Annotated in this window: 13 protein-coding genes; 3 read left to right on the top strand and 10 right to left on the bottom strand. The window is 41.0% G+C overall.

What is annotated here, in order from left to right:
- Positions 1-1,244 (top strand): hypothetical protein (locus Q0R88_RS15150; protein WP_366087373.1); only part of this gene is annotated, 1,244 nt, incomplete at its 5' end.
- A gap of 285 nt (positions 1,245-1,529) precedes the next feature.
- Positions 1,530-4,895 carry a glycosyltransferase gene (locus Q0R88_RS15160; RefSeq protein WP_295717535.1) on the top strand — a complete coding sequence of 1,122 codons (3,366 nt, stop codon included), beginning with the start codon at positions 1,530-1,532 and terminating at the stop codon, positions 4,893-4,895.
- Positions 4,896-5,080: 185 nt separating this feature from the next.
- Here Q0R88_RS15160 and ispF read toward each other — a convergent pair whose 3' ends face one another.
- Together ispF and porV are read right to left on the bottom strand one after the other, a co-directional pair.
- Positions 5,081-5,563 carry a 2-C-methyl-D-erythritol 2,4-cyclodiphosphate synthase gene (gene ispF, locus Q0R88_RS15165; RefSeq protein ID WP_295717538.1) on the bottom strand — a complete coding sequence of 161 codons (483 nt, stop codon included), beginning with the start codon at positions 5,561-5,563 and terminating at the stop codon, positions 5,081-5,083.
- Positions 5,563-6,732, bottom strand: coding sequence for a type IX secretion system outer membrane channel protein PorV (gene porV / locus Q0R88_RS15170; protein ID WP_295717540.1), 1,170 nt, complete (start codon positions 6,730-6,732; stop codon positions 5,563-5,565). The genes ispF and porV overlap by 1 nt, the downstream gene beginning before the upstream one ends.
- A gap of 239 nt (positions 6,733-6,971) precedes the next feature.
- On the opposite strand from porV, the gene Q0R88_RS15175 reads away from it, so the two are divergent.
- Positions 6,972-8,645, top strand: a complete 1,674-nt coding sequence (locus tag Q0R88_RS15175; RefSeq protein ID WP_295717542.1) for an SUMF1/EgtB/PvdO family nonheme iron enzyme — start codon at positions 6,972-6,974, stop codon at positions 8,643-8,645.
- Between the two features lie 432 nt (positions 8,646-9,077).
- On the opposite strand, the gene Q0R88_RS15180 is transcribed toward Q0R88_RS15175, so the two are convergent.
- The 8 genes from Q0R88_RS15180 to Q0R88_RS15215 form a co-directional block, all read right to left on the bottom strand.
- Positions 9,078-10,472 carry a RagB/SusD family nutrient uptake outer membrane protein gene (locus Q0R88_RS15180; RefSeq protein WP_295717544.1) on the bottom strand — a complete coding sequence of 465 codons (1,395 nt, stop codon included), beginning with the start codon at positions 10,470-10,472 and terminating at the stop codon, positions 9,078-9,080.
- 15 nt (positions 10,473-10,487) lie between these two features.
- Positions 10,488-13,547, bottom strand: coding sequence for a TonB-dependent receptor (locus Q0R88_RS15185; RefSeq protein ID WP_295717546.1), 3,060 nt, complete (start codon positions 13,545-13,547; stop codon positions 10,488-10,490).
- A 124-nt stretch (positions 13,548-13,671) separates the two neighbouring features.
- Positions 13,672-14,169, bottom strand: coding sequence for an acetyl-CoA carboxylase biotin carboxyl carrier protein subunit (locus tag Q0R88_RS15190; RefSeq protein WP_295717548.1), 498 nt, complete (start codon positions 14,167-14,169; stop codon positions 13,672-13,674).
- A 110-nt stretch (positions 14,170-14,279) separates the two neighbouring features.
- The gene (locus Q0R88_RS15195) at positions 14,280-14,942 is read right to left on the bottom strand and encodes a DUF4159 domain-containing protein (RefSeq protein ID WP_295717550.1); all 663 of its coding nucleotides are present in this window, start codon (positions 14,940-14,942) and stop codon (positions 14,280-14,282) included.
- Entirely contained in the window at positions 14,939-15,649 is a 711-nt protein-coding gene (locus tag Q0R88_RS15200; RefSeq protein WP_295717553.1) for a 16S rRNA (uracil(1498)-N(3))-methyltransferase, read from the bottom strand. The genes Q0R88_RS15195 and Q0R88_RS15200 overlap by 4 nt, the downstream gene beginning before the upstream one ends.
- A gap of 12 nt (positions 15,650-15,661) precedes the next feature.
- Entirely contained in the window at positions 15,662-17,002 is a 1,341-nt protein-coding gene (locus Q0R88_RS15205; protein ID WP_295717557.1) for a hemolysin family protein, read from the bottom strand.
- Between the two features lie 7 nt (positions 17,003-17,009).
- Positions 17,010-17,555: an inorganic diphosphatase gene (locus Q0R88_RS15210; RefSeq protein WP_295717560.1), complete on the bottom strand. Its 546-nt coding sequence runs from the start codon at positions 17,553-17,555 to the stop codon at positions 17,010-17,012.
- A 9-nt stretch (positions 17,556-17,564) separates the two neighbouring features.
- A complete protein-coding gene (locus tag Q0R88_RS15215) occupies positions 17,565-18,212 on the bottom strand; it encodes a VTT domain-containing protein (protein WP_295717562.1) in 648 nt (215 codons plus the stop codon).
- Positions 18,213-18,254: the final 42 nt, after the last annotated feature.

Below are 18,254 nucleotides of genomic sequence, written 5' to 3' on the forward strand. Positions count from 1 at the left end.
TCGGGGATTGCTTCGTGCCTCGCAATGACGAGTTCAGAAAAACGGAACTTATGAACCCATCAGCCAGGAAAACATTCAACACAGGTTTCACCAACGAAAAATACCAGCAGTTTTTGCATAAACTCAACAGCGGCTTGCACAGCCCGGTGGCTTTTCGCGTTGCCGAAACCCCTGTTTTGCTTACTGCCGATTTCAGGGACAGGCTGACTGCCGCAGGCGATGATATTATTGCTACAATTTTACAACCCGGTTTCAAGGAACTTACGGAGCGCGCCATTCCCGATAAATGGCGTGTAGCCAACGAAAATGACCATCCGCATTTCATCGCCTTAGATTTTGGTATTTGTAAAGATGAGCAGGGCGAAATAGTACCCAAGCTGATAGAGATGCAGGGCTTTCCCTCACTGTATAGTTTCCAGGTTTTTATGGGCGATACTTACAGGGAGGTTTATGATATTGCAGATGACCAAACCATGTATTTCAACGGCCTTGATAAAGCGAGTTACCTTGATCTGCTTAAAAGAACCATCATTGGCCCCCACCAGCCGCAGGATGTGGTACTGATGGATGTGAACGCGCCCGAACAAAAAACAGCTGTGGATTTTTATCTTACCCAAAAACAACTTGGCATAGCAGTAATATCATTGAGCGACCTGGTGCAGGAAGGTAATCAGCTTTTTTACCAGCTCAATGGCGAAAAGAAATTGATTAAACGCATATATAACCGCCTGATATTTGATGAAATTGACGGCGATGATGCCCTTTTTGATAAAGTAGTTGACATACGCCAACCATTGGATGTAGAGTGGATAACACACCCTAACTGGTTTTATCGCGTTAGTAAATTCACCATGCCTTTTTTAAGCGGCGATTATATCCCCAAAACACAATTCCTGCACAAACTGGCTCAAATACCGGCCGACCTGGAAAACTATGTGTTAAAACCTTTATTCTCATTTGCCGGGCAGGGTGTTATTATTGATGTTACCAGCTATGACATCAGCAATATTACCCAGCCGGAAAATTGGATATTACAGCAAAAAGTAAATTACGAACCCGTAGTACAAGCCCCGGATGGCGGCGTAAAGGCCGAGATCAGGCTGTTATACCTTTGGCCAAATGGCGATCCAAAACCTACATTAGCGATAAACCTGGCCCGGCTAAGCCGCGGAAAAATGATTGGAGTGCGTTATAATAAAGATTTTGATTGGGTAGGCGGAACAATTGCCTTTATGCCACGTTAAACTTTATACTATTAATAGCGTCTATACGTATATATTAAAAATTAAGTATTTTTGCATTATGAACATCCAGGTAATTTTAGTAATAATTCTTTTTGCCGCCGCTATTTTTTACATCGGTAAGATGATGTATAAAAGTATCGCTTCGAAAAAAAGCTGCGGTGGCAATTGTAAATGTGGTGTTGATTTTTCAGGTATTGAACCCGGAAAACCACATAAATAAAATTAAAATCATTCATCATATCTTCATTTGTTTCCTATACTTTTAATCAGAAGTAATCTCACTTAATGTCTTCAAATAAGCAAGTTTTTCAGGCAGATACTCCAGGCAGATGGAACCGCTTTAAATGGCTCAGCCGCATACTGTTCGTTTTCCTTGTAGTAGGAGTTATCGCTGTAATAGTTACCATCAAATCAACCTATTATCCAGATTTACCAAACCTTAATCCGGCTCCAAAAAAAATGTCAAAGGAGGAGCTTGAACAGGTAAAAAGATCAACCAAGTACAAGTATTTTAAGATCCAAAAATCCGAGATCGAGGCTATGGAACGGGCAAAACGCCTTCACCAGCATAAACATCCCAATAATAAAGATCGTATAAACGCCGCCTTTTACCGCCCCTGGGAACCACAAGCCTATTATTCCCTTTTGGATAATATAAACAGGCTGGATATGGTAGTTAGCGAAGGTTTTTCCATTCTTCCAAAAACCGATACCGTTATTACCAAAATTGATACCGGGCTTATAAACCTCAATAAAAAATACAATAAGCCTATTATAATTACCCTATCAAATTATGTTAACGTTAACAACCAGGCGGGTGGTTATGATAGCAAGGATATTGAACGCATTTTTAAAAACCCCACATTACGCACAGGGTTTATCAACAGTATTGTAAACGCGCTTACCAAATATAAATTTAAGGGGATAAACGTAGATCTTGATGACATCAAAGATCGCAACAGCAAATATTACATTGCTTTCCAAAATGAGCTTTATGCTACTTTAAGTGCTAAAAAACTGCTGGTTACCCAAAATGTGGTACCCGAGGATGAAACTTATAATCTATCGAGGTTACAGCACGTTAACGATTTCCTTTTCATTATGGCTATTGATGAGCATAATGAAGCAAGCAACGCCGGCGACCTTTCAAACCAGCACTGGGTAGAACAAATATTGGATGATGTTTGCAGCAAAGTACCAAGCGAAAAAATAATTTTGACTTTTGCAGGCGGTGCCTATGACTGGCCCGAAGGCAGCGTAGGCAAATCAATAGGCTATCAGCAGGCAGTAAGTACGGCCGACGAGAACAAAAGCAAAATTACTTTTGATCCTGTATCTGCCAACTCGCACTTTAAATACATGGACAAGGATAGTCTTGAGCATACCATTTATTTTACGGATGCGGCCACCAACTTCAACGTAATCAGGATGGCCGACGACTGGGCAACAGGTGGCGTGGCGCTTTGGCGCATGGGTACCGAAGACCCGCGGCTATGGTCATACTTTCAAAAAAATCTCTCTATTGATTCCTTGCGCAAAACAGGCGTCGACCTGAAGAAGTTAACTACAGTAGGTTTAAATAACCGTAAAAACGTTGAATATGATGGTGATGGCGAGGTGCTCGATCTGATAACTTCACCAAGTATCGGCGAAATTAAAGTAAAACTTGATACCGGCGACTTTACCATAACAGATCAGCATTACATAAAATTACCTACAAAATATGTGATCCGTAAGTATGGCTATAAGCCTAAAAAAGTTGTTTTAACTTTTGATGATGGCCCCGATCCTGACTATACACCACGTATTTTGGATATCCTGAAAAAGGAAAAAGTACCGGCAGCCTTTTTTGTGGTTGGCTCTATGGCCGAAAAAAATATACAGATACTGAGGCGCGAGTACGAAGAGGGCTATGAAATTGGTAACCATACCTTTTTCCACCCTGATATTTCAACCATCAGCCTTGATCGTGTTGTATTGGAACTTAACGCCACCCGTAAGATCATCGAATCGGTAACGGGCCGCAGCACGATACTGTTCCGTCCTCCGTTTAATGCTGATGCTGAGCCGGAAACACTTGCGGAGGTTATACCGGTAGCCGAAAGCCGCAGGCAAAGTTATATCACCATCGGCGAATCTATCGACCCATGGGATTGGCAGCCCGGTGTAACTGCCGATAGTATTGTAGCGCGCACTATCAGGCAGGCCAATAACGGTTCAATGATATTACTGCATGATGCCGGCGGCGATACCCGCGAAGAAACCGTAAAGGCATTGCCTGCTATTATCCATTACTTTAAAACTCACGGCTACCAGTTTACTACCATTGCCGATGTTTTGGATAAAACCAAAGCCGACCTCATGCCTCCTATTAAGGATGACCATAGCGGCATATTCGGTCCAATGTATGATGTGGTTGTACATGGCTACTTCTACCTTAACTGGATCCTGATCTATGTATTCTTATCAGCCATTTTCCTGGCAATTGGCCGCATAGTTTTAATAGCGATACTCGCAGTAAGGCAAAATAGCGAAAATAAAAAAACTGTAAAGTTAAGGGGCGACAACATTCCGCTGCCATCAGTAAGCATTATTGTGCCTGCTTATAATGAAGAAGTGAATGCCGTTGCTACCATACAAAGCTTGTTAAAAACCGAGTATCCGGTGTTCGAGATCATTTTTATAGATGACGGATCAACGGATAAAACATTTGAGGTAGTATCAGCAGCTTATGAAAACAACCCGCTGGTTAAAATACTTACCAAACCAAATGGTGGTAAAGCATCTGCATTAAACTTTGGCATTACCCATGCCAGCAGCGATTTTGTAGTTTGTATTGATGCCGATACCCAGCTTAAAACTGATGCCATTTATCACCTCATGAGTTACTTTACCGATGAGGAAATAGGCGCTGTTGCTGGTACGGTAAAAGTAGGTAACGAAACCAATATCATTACCCGTTGGCAATCAATTGAATACATTACCGCCCAAAATATGGACCGCCGTGCCTTTGATCTCATCAACAGCATTACCGTGGTGCCGGGTGCTATTGGCGCGTTCCGCAAATCGGCTATTTTCCGTGCCGGCGGCTTTACCTATGATACCCTTGCCGAGGATTGCGATTTGACTATGCGCATCCTAAAACAAGGCTATATTGTAAAAAATTGTGCCGAAGCTATTGCTTATACCGAAGCGCCTGAAAGCATCAATATGCTGTTGAAACAACGTTTCCGCTGGAGTTTTGGGGTAATCCAAAGCTTCTGGAAAAACAGGGACGCGCTATTCAATAAGAAATACAAATTCTTTGGGATGGTGGGTATGCCAAACATCCTCATCTTCCAGATCATCCTGCCGCTATTTTCCCCGCTGGCAGATTTGATGATGATATTCGCCCTGTTTGGCGAAAAACCAGAGAAGATGCTGATTTACTATGTGGCTTTTGTTGTTATCGATTTTATAGTGGGCATTATAGCCTTCCGTATGGAAAAAGAAAGCTACAGCAAACTGATTTATATTATACCGCAACGTTTCTTATGGAGACAGCTCATGTATTACGTGCTGTTTAAATCAATACGAAAAGCACTTAAAGGCGAACTGAGCGGTTGGGGTGTATTAAAACGTACAGGAAATGTGAAGGTAGATAAAGTATAAAGTTCTAAATTCAATTTCGAGCCATAAAAAATGGTGCTGTCGGGTTAGCTGACAGCACCATTTTTATTTTATAGCATTATGTTTATCTTTTAAGTAAGCCTGCAAAAAGCCTGCAAACTTGCCGATATCTCTTGTCTTGACTCTTGATTCCTGACTCTTAATTCTTGATTCTTAATTCTAAAAACCTAATCCCGCTCTATCAAACAAACAGCATAAGCCACAACTCCCTCTTCGCGGCCTATAAAACCCAATTGCTCATTAGTAGTAGCTTTGATAGATATATCATCCTCACAAATAGAGGCGGCTTTGGCAATGTGAGTCTTCATAGCCGGGATATGCGGATTGATCTTCGGCGCTTCCAGGCATACCATGGCATCTATGTTACCTATCGAGAACCCTTTTTCTTTTATCAGCACAACCACACGCTGTAGCAGCACAAGGCTACTGATGCCCTTCCACCGGTTATCCGTATTGGAAAAATGGAAACCTATATCGCGCAGATTGGCTGCGCCCAGCAGGGCATCGCAAATAGCATGCAATAACACGTCGGCATCAGAGTGACCATAGGCCCCTGCATGATGCTCCAGGTTAACCCCGCCTAAAACAAATGGATGCTGCTCTTTTAACTGGTGTACATCAAACCCAAAACCTACTTTAATTTTACCCATTATTTTGATACATTGGAAGTGCCCCCGAAATTAGCCGACAATGTAAATCGCAGTGTATTGGCCAATGGGCTATTTTGCTGGCTGGCTGCCAGGTACGAAAAATCAAACTTAAAAACATCATATTTAACACCAAAGCCCAGGGTTACATAGCGCCTGTCGCTTTTGTTGGGGTTTTCATATAAATAACCCGCCCTTATAGCAAATTGATTATTGTACCAATATTCGGCACCCGGCGAAAGGCTATATTCTTTCAATTCTTCTTTAAAACCTCCCGGCGCATCACCAAACGACTGGAAAATACCAGCAGGCACCGATACATCATCATTTTTACCACTTATGATAACACCATCCGCATCCCTTATAGGCGGCGTTGGCGTTAACAATTTATTTACATCAAAGGCCAGGGTTATCTGGTTACTTTCATCCAGGTTCCAGGTATTGGCAACCCCGAATTTCAAGTTGGCCGGTAAAAAATATTTAGGTCCGTTATCACTGTAACTGATCTTTGAGCCGATGTTGGATATATTGGCGCCAAAAGCAAAAAGATTATCGTCGCCATATGGGGCTTTGTAAAACATGGATACGTCAGCAGCAAACGCATTCCCAGCCCTGCCTGTTTGGCTTGATCCAGGCGTGGCAAACGATACGCTGGATACGTTAGAATGGATGTAACGTGCTGTTAAACCCAATGAAAAATTGTCGCCGAATTTACGGGCATATGATACATCAAACGAAAACTCGTTGGGTGTATAAGTACCCTGGTCGTTAATATTATCATCGGTTAATTGTAATGACCCATAATTAAAATAACGAAGTGATGCCCCAAGCGTATTACGTTCATCTATTTTGTGTGCGTAGCTAAGATACGACAGGCTGATATCCGGAACTAAATGCCTCAACCAGGGGCTATAAGAAAGCGAGAGTGCATCATTGCTTTCAATAAAGGCAAGTTTTGAAGGATTCCAGAAACTGGCATTAACATCGGGAGATAAAGCCACACCGGCCTCGCCCATCGCCCCCGAACGTGAATCGGGTGAAATATTCAGGAAGGGCACCTCTGCACGTGATCCTCTAAAAGTGCTTCCATCAGTGCTTGTTTGCCCTATAGCAGCTAAAGGCAGTAGACACACAACTAAGAACGTAATATTGTGAAAGGTAAAAAACTTCATTGGGTGCAATTTAGCTTTAATATTTTAATTGATAAATATACATTCAAAATCCACATTGAATTTCAATGCTGTGTTTTAAATTACAACTAACCAAAAAAAACAAAATATTGCAACTAATATTACCTATAATCCGTTAAAACAACCGATAATTGTTTCATTTATTCAGAATAATGGACCACCTGCATTAGCATTATATCCATTTTTTTCTAAATTTACGTCATTAATATAATTGTAAAATTATGAAAATACTTTTTACTAAAACTGCTTTAGTGCTGGTGGCCGCAGGTGCATTGGTAAGCAGCTGTAGTAAACCACCGCAATCGCAAAAAACCGGTTTAGTTTATAATCAAAAAAGTAATGGTGGTTATGAGCGCTACAGGCAAACACACCCTTCACCAGGACCAGGTTTGGTTCCTATTGAGGGTGGTACCTTTGTAATGGGTGGCAGTGCTGATCAGGATGTAACTTATGACTATAACAACGTTCGTCGCAGGGTAACTGTTCCGTCGTTTTATATGGATGAAACCGAAGTTGCCAACCAGGACTGGCTTGATTACCTGCACTGGATTAGCATAACTTATCCGCAGGATCATGAATTGTACTACAATGCCTTACCCGATACCCTGGTTTGGCGTAAACCATTATCATACAATGATCCTTATGTAGATAACTATCTGCGTCACCCTGCCTTCCAGGATTACCCGGTTGTAGGTGTTACATGGGATCAGGCACAGGAGTATTGCTCATGGCGTACCGACCGTACCAACGAAAACATTTTACGCGAAACAGGAAGATTAGTAGCCTGGAAGGATCAGAATGGGAAAGGTAAAAAAGCCGCCCCGGCTGCCGCAACCACCGCTGCACAACCCTTTAATACAGATATTTATCTGAACGGCCAAATGCAGGGCCCAGGCATTAACGGTAAAAAAATGATGCCAAACCTAAGCCCAAACGCGGCCACAGGTACTGGCAAAAATGCTAAACCGGTAAGACCTGTACGTATGGAAGATGGTATTTTGAAACAAGGATACCGCCTGCCATCTGAAGCTGAATGGGAATATGCCGCATTAGCACTTGCCGGTAATACACAGTTTGAAAACATCGATGATGGTAAAATGTACCCATGGAATGGAATGGGTGTACGTTCTGCCAAAAGCAAAACACGTGGTTTAATCTTAGCCAACTTTAAACGTGGCGCCGGTGATAACGCGGGTGTTGGTGGTTACCTGAATGATAAGGCCGACATTACGGCTCCTGTACGTTCATATGCTCCAAATGATTTTGGTTTGTATAACATGGCTGGTAATGTTAATGAGTGGGTACAGGATACTTACCGCCAAACTTCATTTGAGGAGTTTGAGGACTTTAACCCTTTCCGTGGTAACCAGTATACCAATAAACGTTTAGCCGACCCAACAAAAGGATTATACGCAAAGGATAAATATGGCAGGCCTATTAAAGATGCCGCCGTATCAAACAAAAAATTAAAATATGCCGACCTGATAGCTTTACAGCAGGCCCAACAAAGCCAGGTAGATGCAAATGGTGTAGCCGTAACACCTGCTAACGGAGCACCGGCACCTGCAATACCAAACTCAACAGATCCTTTATCACCAAAAAATTCGGGCAAGAAATACAATCCCGACTTTAGGGGCGAAAGAGATACAGTGAACACTGCTTTATATGGCACAACCACATTGGTTAATGACCATTCAAAAGTGTACAAAGGTGGTTCATGGAACGATATGGCATTTTGGTTAAACCCATCAACCCGCCGCTTTATGGACGAGGATGAATCAAGTGCCGAAGTTGGTTTCCGTTGCGCAATGACATTAGTAGGCGCACCAGAAATTTACCCTACAGGTAAACCTCATTATGGTGTTAAAAAACCAAAAGCTTTTAAAGCTAAATAATATCCAATTTTAAACGTAAACACGAAGAAGGCCGTTCAGCAATGAATGGCCTTTCTTTTTTATTGGGGATTTATAAAAAAGCGGCACATAACCTGTTATCACTTCCCAAGCTCCCCTTTCGTTAAAACACCACCTCCGCAACGATAACATAACTGCCCCCAGATTAGTATTAATGCCTCAAAAAGCGATAGCAGGGTTTGGCATTTTGCACTTACTGGCAAATATTAGGGAGTATGAACAGGGATGACTCAGGGTGCAATTCATTTTCAGCTTCCCGGCCTTTTATGATTTCCGGTTAGCTAAAATTTTTGCAAGATAAAAGCCTTGCAAAAGGGTAGCAAATGTCTCTTATCAGTTACGAAATCATAATAATAACAAAAAACCCCGGAAGCATTAAGCAACCGGGGTTCATAAAACAATGCTTTATTTATTTTATTGATAACCTTCGTTTTGTGTTAAATTAGGATTTGCATCACGCTCACGTTTTGGTATCGGAAATATAAGCTTAGGCGAGTTCCAGTCAAAAGAGTCAACAGCATTACCATCACCATCAATTGAATGCGTAGGTTCCATGAAACGCTTTAAATCGCCCAACCGCTGTCCCTCAAAAGCCAGTTCAACCCGGCGCTCCTTCTTTAAAGCAGTAAGCAAGGTTGGAACTGTTGTAGCCGTTGTATTAGCCAATTTAGCTCTGTTTCTTATAACGTTGATATCAGCAGCTGCTCCAGCCAAATTTGGAGTGGTTTTCAATATCCTTGCTTCGGCCCTGATCAGATAAATTTCTGCTAAACGAATGGTAACTACGTTACCAAAGGTGTTGTTAAATTTAGATGTAAACACATCATAAAATTCATTGGCACGGTCGTCCCCATCCTCGTATCGGGCATAATGCTGATCAAAAATAATTGTCTCTCCACGACCCGCAAAATCCGAGCTTGCATAAACTTCATTTAATGCGTTAAAGCCCGATTGACTGGAAATTTGGATCGCAAATATATCTTCAGTTGAGTTAAATACACGTGTAGCTTGAGACGGATGCTGAAACTCATCGGCAAAGTTTTTTACCAGTCCAAAAAGTCCGCTACCGATTATTTTCGTGGCTTCAGTTTCGGCCAGTTCATATTTTCCCTGGGTAAGGTAAATTCTTGCTAATACTGCAGATGCAGATGAAGAGTTTGCATATGAGTCATTAATACCTGCAAGATTGGCTTCGGCCGTTGTCAGATCAGCTATCGCCTGGGCATAAATTTCGGCTACAGTATTTCTCTTAACCTTTTGTACCCCTGCTATTGTTGTGGTTGGCGTTAACACCAATGGCACAGCCAGGTTTGTTGTTGGCGAACCATCATTCCAGGCCCTGCCAAACGCACGGGCAAGATCAAAATAAGTCATTCCCCGCAAAAATTTGGCCTCACCCTCAACTTTTGCTTTTTTGGCCGCTAACACGAGGTTTAAATTAGCCAAAACAGTATTACAAACGCCAATGGTGTTGTAACCCGCATCCCATACTCCTTCAACAAAAAAGTTATCGACAGTTATTTTTTTATTGTCAAGTTCGGTATACTCAGAGAAAGTACCCTGGTATTGAAAATCGCCATCATCCGCTAAAAAATCTGTGGTTGCCTGTAACCTGCCACCATAAAGGCCCCTTAATCCAGCTGCTGTATATGCGCCGATAAGTACACCTTCTACATCCTTAGATGTTTTTAAAGCCTCGCTTGATTCTACAGTATCGTGAGGCTTAATATCTAACTGTTTTTGACAGCCGGAGTTATATAGCATTACTAATGTACTTAATGCTATAATTGAATATTTTATTTTTTTCATCTTCTTCAGCTTAAATTAAAATCCCACGTTAATTCCAAAAGTTATTGTTTTAGCCTGCGGAGCTGCATAAAAATCATAGTTCTGGGTAATGTTGCCAGAAAATGCATCCGAGTTCAGCTCAGGATCCCAACCTTTATATTTGGTCCAGGTGGCTAAGTTTGTGGCTTGCGCATAAATTCTTAAGCTACGCAGCTTTATCTTCTCCAATACGCCTTTTGGGAAATTATAACCTAAAACAATATTCTTTAAACGGAGGTATGATCCATCACTCAAATACCTTGAACTTGGCGATACACCGTTACCACCAAACAAACGAGCTTCTGGCACCATGGTTATATCACCCGCTTTTTTCCATGATTGCAATTGGTCTATGGTTTGGTTATCAGCTCCGTTATTAAAACCAACAGACATATACTGGCCACCACCGTTATAGATCTTATCGCCATTTACTTCCTGTAATAGAAAGCTAAAATCAAATCCTTTATAACTTACCGTGTTATTTAAACCCGCAATAAATTTAGGGTTAGGATCACCAACAACAACCGGGGTTGCTTCATTGTAATCATTTGTAGTAGCCCTATCGCGTTTGCCGCCGCCAAGATCGGTGTTTTTGTAATAAAGCGCATCTCCATTGGCTGGATCAGCCCCGGCAAACTCAACCGTGTAAAATATACCCAATGGCTGGCCTTCAACAGCGCGGTTAACACCATCGCCGCTACCTTTAATAACCTGGCCTTTCAGGTCGGTAATTTTATTGCGGTTAACAGAGAAGTTAAAGCTTGTTGACCAGGTAATTCCGTTGCCAACAATATTCTTTGAGTCAATCTGCATTTCAAACCCCTTGTTTTGGAGTTTACCCAGGTTTTGAGTAATAGTTGTAAAACCGGATGTGCCAGGAATCTGCACATTCAATAAAAGGTCCTTTGTTTTCTTTAAATAAACATCAAACTGGCCGGTAAGTCGCCCATTGAAAAAACCTATATCTAAACCAACATCTGTTTGCGCAGTTGTTTCCCACTTCAAATCAGGATTAGGCAATTGAGTTTGCCTTGCGCCTGCAACACCGGCGTACCCAAATTCTGTAAATAATCCCCGGGATGGAAAGTTGCCAATCTCGGAGTTACCTGTAATACCATAACTGGCCCTTAATTTCAATTCAGAAACCAGCTGTTGTTTTTTCATGAAGCTCTCTTCTGATACAATCCAGCCTAGTGAACCCGCAGGGAAAAACCCGTAGCGATGATTGGCGCCAAACCTGGAAGAACCATCAATACGACCACTTAATGATAAAAGGTATTTTTCATCATATTTATAATTTGCCCTTGCAAAATATGACAATAATGAATAGGCTGCTGTTTTTGATATACCATTTGTAATATCTGCAGAACTGAAAAGTTTTTTATATGCATCGCTCGGGAACTGATTACCAGTAATTGAGTTAAGATCGTTTTGCTGGCGCTGATAAGACATACCACCCACGGCATTAATATTACTCTTCCCTATATCTTTAATAAATTGTAAAAAATTGTTTGTATTAAAGTTTACAGCGGTAACGGATGAGTTAAAACCAGAGCCATTGGGTGTACCGGAGTTTCGGGACGTTAACGAGCCTGAATAACTGTCCTCACTTGAATTTAATATATCCACACCAACTTCCGATCTAAAGTTTAACGAAGGAAGCAGTTTTACCTGAGCATACAAGTTACCCAAATTCCGATAATCCACTGTGTTAAAAAAGCTGTTTTGAGCATTTAACAACGGGTTAAAATAGATAGGAAAACTGGCGTTTGGAAGACTGGTCGTTGGATCAAGTGCACCACTGGTTAATCCTGTACGAGGATCGATAACCGGGGTAATTGGCGATAAGGCCACAACTTGCTCTGGCGTTGAAAAAGCATCGTCATTATCCAGGCGATAGTTTTTTGTACGTGATAGACTTAAATTAGCCCCTACTTCTAACCATTTGGTAGCCTGATTACTAATGTTGGTTCTTAAGCTGTACTGATTGATAGCATTACCAATCAGGAACCCTTTTTGATTATTGTAAGTACCAGATATATAAAACTTGGTTTTATCAGTACCGCCAGATAATACCAGGTTATAATTTTGCACCGGGGCATGTTGTGTAATTTCTTTCTGCCAGTCGGTATTTACCTTATAGGTTTTATAATCATCGTTACCTGCGGCATATCTTTTTAACCTTGCTTCAACAGAAGTTGTGGAATATCCGCCCGCTGCACCCGCTAATCTTAACAGGGTAACATATTGTTCTGAATTTAAAAATTCACGTTCACGCGTAGGCTTACTAAATCCATAATATTGATTGTAGGTTACCTTGGTGTCTCCGGCTTTACCTTTTTTGGTAGTTACCAAAACCACACCGTTTGATGCCCTTGAACCATAAATTGCAGCTGCCGAGGCATCTTTCAATATATCAATTGATTCAATATCATTTTGATTTAAATCCACGAGCGGGTTGGTTGATGCACCGTTGGTTGAAAAGTCATCAACGGTAATAGGCAAACCATCCACAACATATAATGGCTGGTTTCCGGCAGATACAGATGACGCACCACGGATACGCACCTGGATTCCCTGGCCCAGCTTTCCATTTTGAGCCTGTATATATACACCAGGTGTGCGGCCCTGTATGGCAGATTCTAAACTTGGTACCGGGATATTTTCGATATCAGCCCCTTTAATTTTTGAGATAGAACCGGTTAATGAACGCCTGCTTTGGGTACCATAACCAACCACCACAACTTCTGTAAGCTGCTTGGCATCAACCAGCAAACTGGCATTGATAACCACTTTATTGATAGCAATTTCGGCAGGTGTGTAACCTATAAATGTAAAAATTAAAATTTTTGCTGTAGCAGGAACCGACAAGCTGTATGATCCACTGATATCGGTTTGAGTGCCTATACTGGCAACTCCTTTCACGGACACGCTTACCCCAGGTAAGGGTGACCCATCTTTTTGATCTGTTACCTTACCAGTTATCACACGGTTTTGCCCAAAAACCAATGAGATGCAGGAAAATAACAACAAAATTGTTAGTAGATTTTTCTTCATAAAGTTAAAATGTTAATTAAAAAAGTAAGTTATTAACAAAACGGCAATAAAACAACAGAAACAGCAATAAATAGCTCAATCTTTTACGTAATTGTAATAAAAGTGAAAGCCAAAAAATTAATTTTTAAAATTCGATCAGAATTTGTCCCTTTTCCACTTTATCGCCAGCCTTAATTTTTATTTTTTTGATAGATGCATCAGCCGGAGATTTTATGATATTTTCCATTTTCATGGCTTCAAGTACAAACAGGTTATCCCCTTTTTTTATTTCTTCTCCGTCAGTCACATAAACCTTCAGCACCATCCCAGGCATTGGGGCCTTTACCTCACTCAGCCGGGCGCTGCTTAAACTGCTGAGACCTAATTTATCAAGCAAAATATCAAACTGATCTTTAGCAGTAATTACATAGGTATTATTGTTGACTTTAATCTCGGCAGTTTTATCGGCGTTGTTAAATGATACTACGTCTATATTATAGGATTGGTTGCCTTCTATGATGTGGTAGATACTTCCACCAATATGTTTTATATCAGCACAGGTTTTTGTTTTGTTTAAAAGCAAATCCTCGCTGTTTCTTTCGGTTTCAAAAACATATTGGCCATTTACTTTTATTTGATACATCTGCGGCGGTATTTGTGATATAAGGTTCCTGTAAGTTTAAAGGTATTAAATTTAATCTGCAATGAGCGCCGGCTAAAAAAAGAAAAACGCCGGGCCACTACGCAAAAAGCCTATTGAGTAAATACGTATTGTATCATATTGGCGCCCATTTTCAGCGCCTTTAAACGACTTTCCTGTGTATCGCCAGCATAAGTACCATAATCTTCCCATCCATTGCCCAAATCGCATTCATAATCATAAAAACACACCAGTCTGCCTTTATATATCAGGCCAAAGCCCTGCGCGCGCGTACCATCATGCTCATGTATCTTCGGCAGGCCGTTAGGGAAACTGTATTTCTGATGATAGATTGGATGATTAAGCGGAAGCTCCACAAATTCCAGTTCGGGGAAAACTTTTTTCATTTGCGGGCGAATAAATTTATCCAACCCGTAATTATCGTCGATATGTAAAAAGCCTCCACCGGTAAGGTATTTACGCAAGTTACGGGCCTCCTGGTCGCTAAATATCACGTTACCATGACCAGTCATAAAAACAAACGGATAATTAAATATAGATGAACTGCCCACTTCTACCACATCATCATCCGCGTCAAAATTTGTCTTTAGGTTTTCATTGCAAAATTTGATAAGGTTAGTTAAAGCAGTGCGGTCGCCGTACCAGTCGCCCCCTCCTGCATATTTAAGGCGGGCAATTTTATATGAAGGCACGTTAAAGCCGCTCATTACTATAAATGCAGCCAAAGCAATTACGATATGCCTAATACTTTTCATACCCTGTTTATAAAGTTAACTTCAAAGCAAACCTCCAATGCAGCAGTTTCGGTACGTAACCTTGCCTCACCCAGGGTGATGGGTTTAAAATCATTCTCTAAAGCAAGTTCAATTTCGGCAGGAGAAAAATCCCCTTCAGGACCTATTAAAACCAGGTATCTGCCGTTGTTGGTTATCTCTTTACGCAGATCAAACTTTTCACCGGCTTCGCAATGGGCAATAAATTTTTGCCCATCAAAAGGCTGCGTCAGCAGTTGATTCAGTTTAACCGCGTCATTTAAAACAGGGTGATAAGCTTTACGCGATTGTTTGATTGCTGCCGTAATGATCTTGTTGAGCCTATCAACCTTTACCTCTTTTCGTTCGGACCGTTGGGCAATGATCAATGAGATCTCATCGATACCTATCTCGGTAGCTTTTTCTAAAAACCATTCCAGCCGTTCAATATTTTTGGTTGGCGCTACCGCGATGTGCAGGTAATGGTTACGTTTATTAAAGTTTGGCGTAACGGAAGTAATGTTGAGGATAGTTCGTTTTGGATGAGCATCCTGAATTTGCGCATCATAAAAACCACCGCGACCATCAATCAGCTGAACTTTGTCGCCGGCCTCTAATCTTAATACACGTATGGCATGTTTACTTTCTTCCTCGCTAAGAAAATATTGCGGGTGCGAGGGTTCAATATCGGGGGTATAAAAAAGTTGCATTGGCTAAGCAGATTAATGTAAATCTACTGCATCTTCTTCATTTATCAATAACTCAAGTTTCACAGATTCGATATTCTGGTCAGATTTTCTTAATACAGTAATGTTATAGCCGTTTGATTCCTTTTGCTCGCCCACATCGGGAATCTTACCAAATATATCGCCCAACCATCCGGATACGGTATCAAAGTCGCCATCCTCGGGCAGGTCATGTGGTAAATGCTCATTTACATCGTATATAGGTGCAAGCGCGTTTACAATAAACTCACGTTCGTTCACCTTTTCTACTATAGGCTTTTCTTCATCATACTCGTCCTGTATCTCGCCTACCAGTTCTTCTACAATATCCTCCAGGGTAACCATACCTGCTGTACCGCCAAATTCATCAAGTACAATAGCTATCTGTATCCGCTTTTGCTGCAATTCGGCCATCAGATCGTTGATCTTTTTGGTCTCGGGAATAAAGTAAGGTTTACGGATGATATCTCTAAGCACAATCTCCTGGTTCCGCGCCAGCAATGGCAATATATCCTTGGCGTGTACTATACCAATGATTTTATCTATTACATCATCAAAAACAGGCATACGGGAATAACCTTCGTCTATGATCATGTCCAATAGTTCCTGCGTGGTTGAATTGATATCGATACCCGATATTTTAGTACGCGGCACCATGATATTTTTCACCACCCGCTCATTAAAATCAAACACATTCTGGATCAGTTCATGCTCATTTGAATCAAGCGCTCCGGTCTCCTTACCCTGCTCAAGCAGGTACTGTAATTCTTCAGAACTATGATGCGCCTCGCCGCCCTCCAAAGTACTTATGCCTAATAACTTTAAAATAAAATTAGCAAAGCCGTTCAACAACCATATTAGTGGCTTAAAAAAAACAAAGAAGAACCTCAGTGGAAATGAAACCGCCAATACCGTGCGTGCCGATTTTTGAATGGCAATTGATTTTGGAGCCAGTTCGCCAAATACAATATGCAGTATAGTGATAGATGAAAATGCCAGAATGTGGCTTGTGGTTATAAAAACCGGTGTAAGCTTAATACCTACAGCTAAAAAAGCCCGTAGTACTATGTTGGTAACAACTCCTTCGCCAACAACACCTAAACCAAGCGAAGCAATGGTAATACCCAGCTGCGTAGCAGCCAGGTATCCATCCAAATTATGTAAAATGCCCCTTGCAACTTTAGCTACCGCGCTTCCGCCTTTAGCTTTAATCTCTATTTGTGAACCTCTTACCCTAACCATGGCAAACTCTGCGGCTACAAAAAAGCCGTTGAGCAAAACCAAAAGCATGGTAGCGATTATATAAAAGACACTTATTTCGTAAGGTGCGGGGTCCATCTATTAATTATTGGTAAACAGGAAATGTAGACTTGTACAATTCCAAACTTTCAAGTATTACTTTATGCGCATACCGCACACCTAATAAATGCTCGATGGTTACATTTTTGCCTTCCAGCTTTTTATAATCCTTAAAGAAACGAACAATCTCGGTCATCGCGTGCGGTGGAAGCTCGTTCAAATCGTTAATGTAATTTACAGACATATCGTTCTTGGCCACAGCAATGATCTTATCGTCCTGCTCGCCATTATCAACCATATGCATTACACCTACAACTTTTGCCTCAATAATCGACATCGGGAAAACATCAATTGAGCAAAGCACCAATATATCCAACGGATCCTTATCATCGCAATAAGTTTGCGGAATAAAGCCATAATTTGCAGGATACATTACTGACGAGAACAAAACGCGATCTAATTTTAACAAACCAGAATCTTTATCTATCTCGTATTTAGCTTTTGAACCTTTTGGTATTTCTATAATAGCGTTAACAATTTCGGGAACATTTTCACCTGGAGAAACCTGGTGCCATGGATGTTGTGTACTCATCGGTATTTATTATGTATTATGTTTTTCTTTACTCTCTACTAACTTCTTTTTGACGTAAGCTAAAATAAGCGGGATGGAGGTAATTACGATCAATCCCAGCACTATATACTGCATATAATCCTTTACCTGCGGAAACCTTCTTCCTAAGAAATATCCGCCTAATGTAAAGGTGCATACCCAGGTTACACTTCCTATCAGGTTATATAAACCAAATTTTTTGATATCAACCTTTACAACTCCTGCAAATATAGGAGCAAATGTTCTAACTATCGGGAAAAATCTCCCTAAAATCAAGGCCATCCCTCCGTATTTGTTATAAAAATCGCTGGCCAGTACCACATACCGCTTCTTAAAAAATAGCGAATCGTTCTTATTAAATAACACAGGTCCCGTTCGGTAACCAAACCAATAACCCGTAAAATTTCCTAATATGCCTGCTGCAATGAGCGATAACACCAACGTAGATATGTTTACATCAACCTTCCCAGCCGAACACAGCAAACCTGCCATAAATAGCAGGTAATCTCCTGGTAAAAAAAAACCAAAAAACAGGCCGGTTTCAGCAAAAACAACAACAAGCAGGAAATAAAAGCCTCCCCTGCTTATGATGGATTGAGCGTCCGTTAAATTTTGAAGGTAATCCCAAAAACTTTCCATTCACTATATCTGTAAAACTACAAATATTATATCAATTTGTAG

This window comes from Mucilaginibacter sp. (genome assembly GCF_025362475.1).
Classification (GTDB): Bacteria; Bacteroidota; Bacteroidia; order Sphingobacteriales; family Sphingobacteriaceae; genus Mucilaginibacter.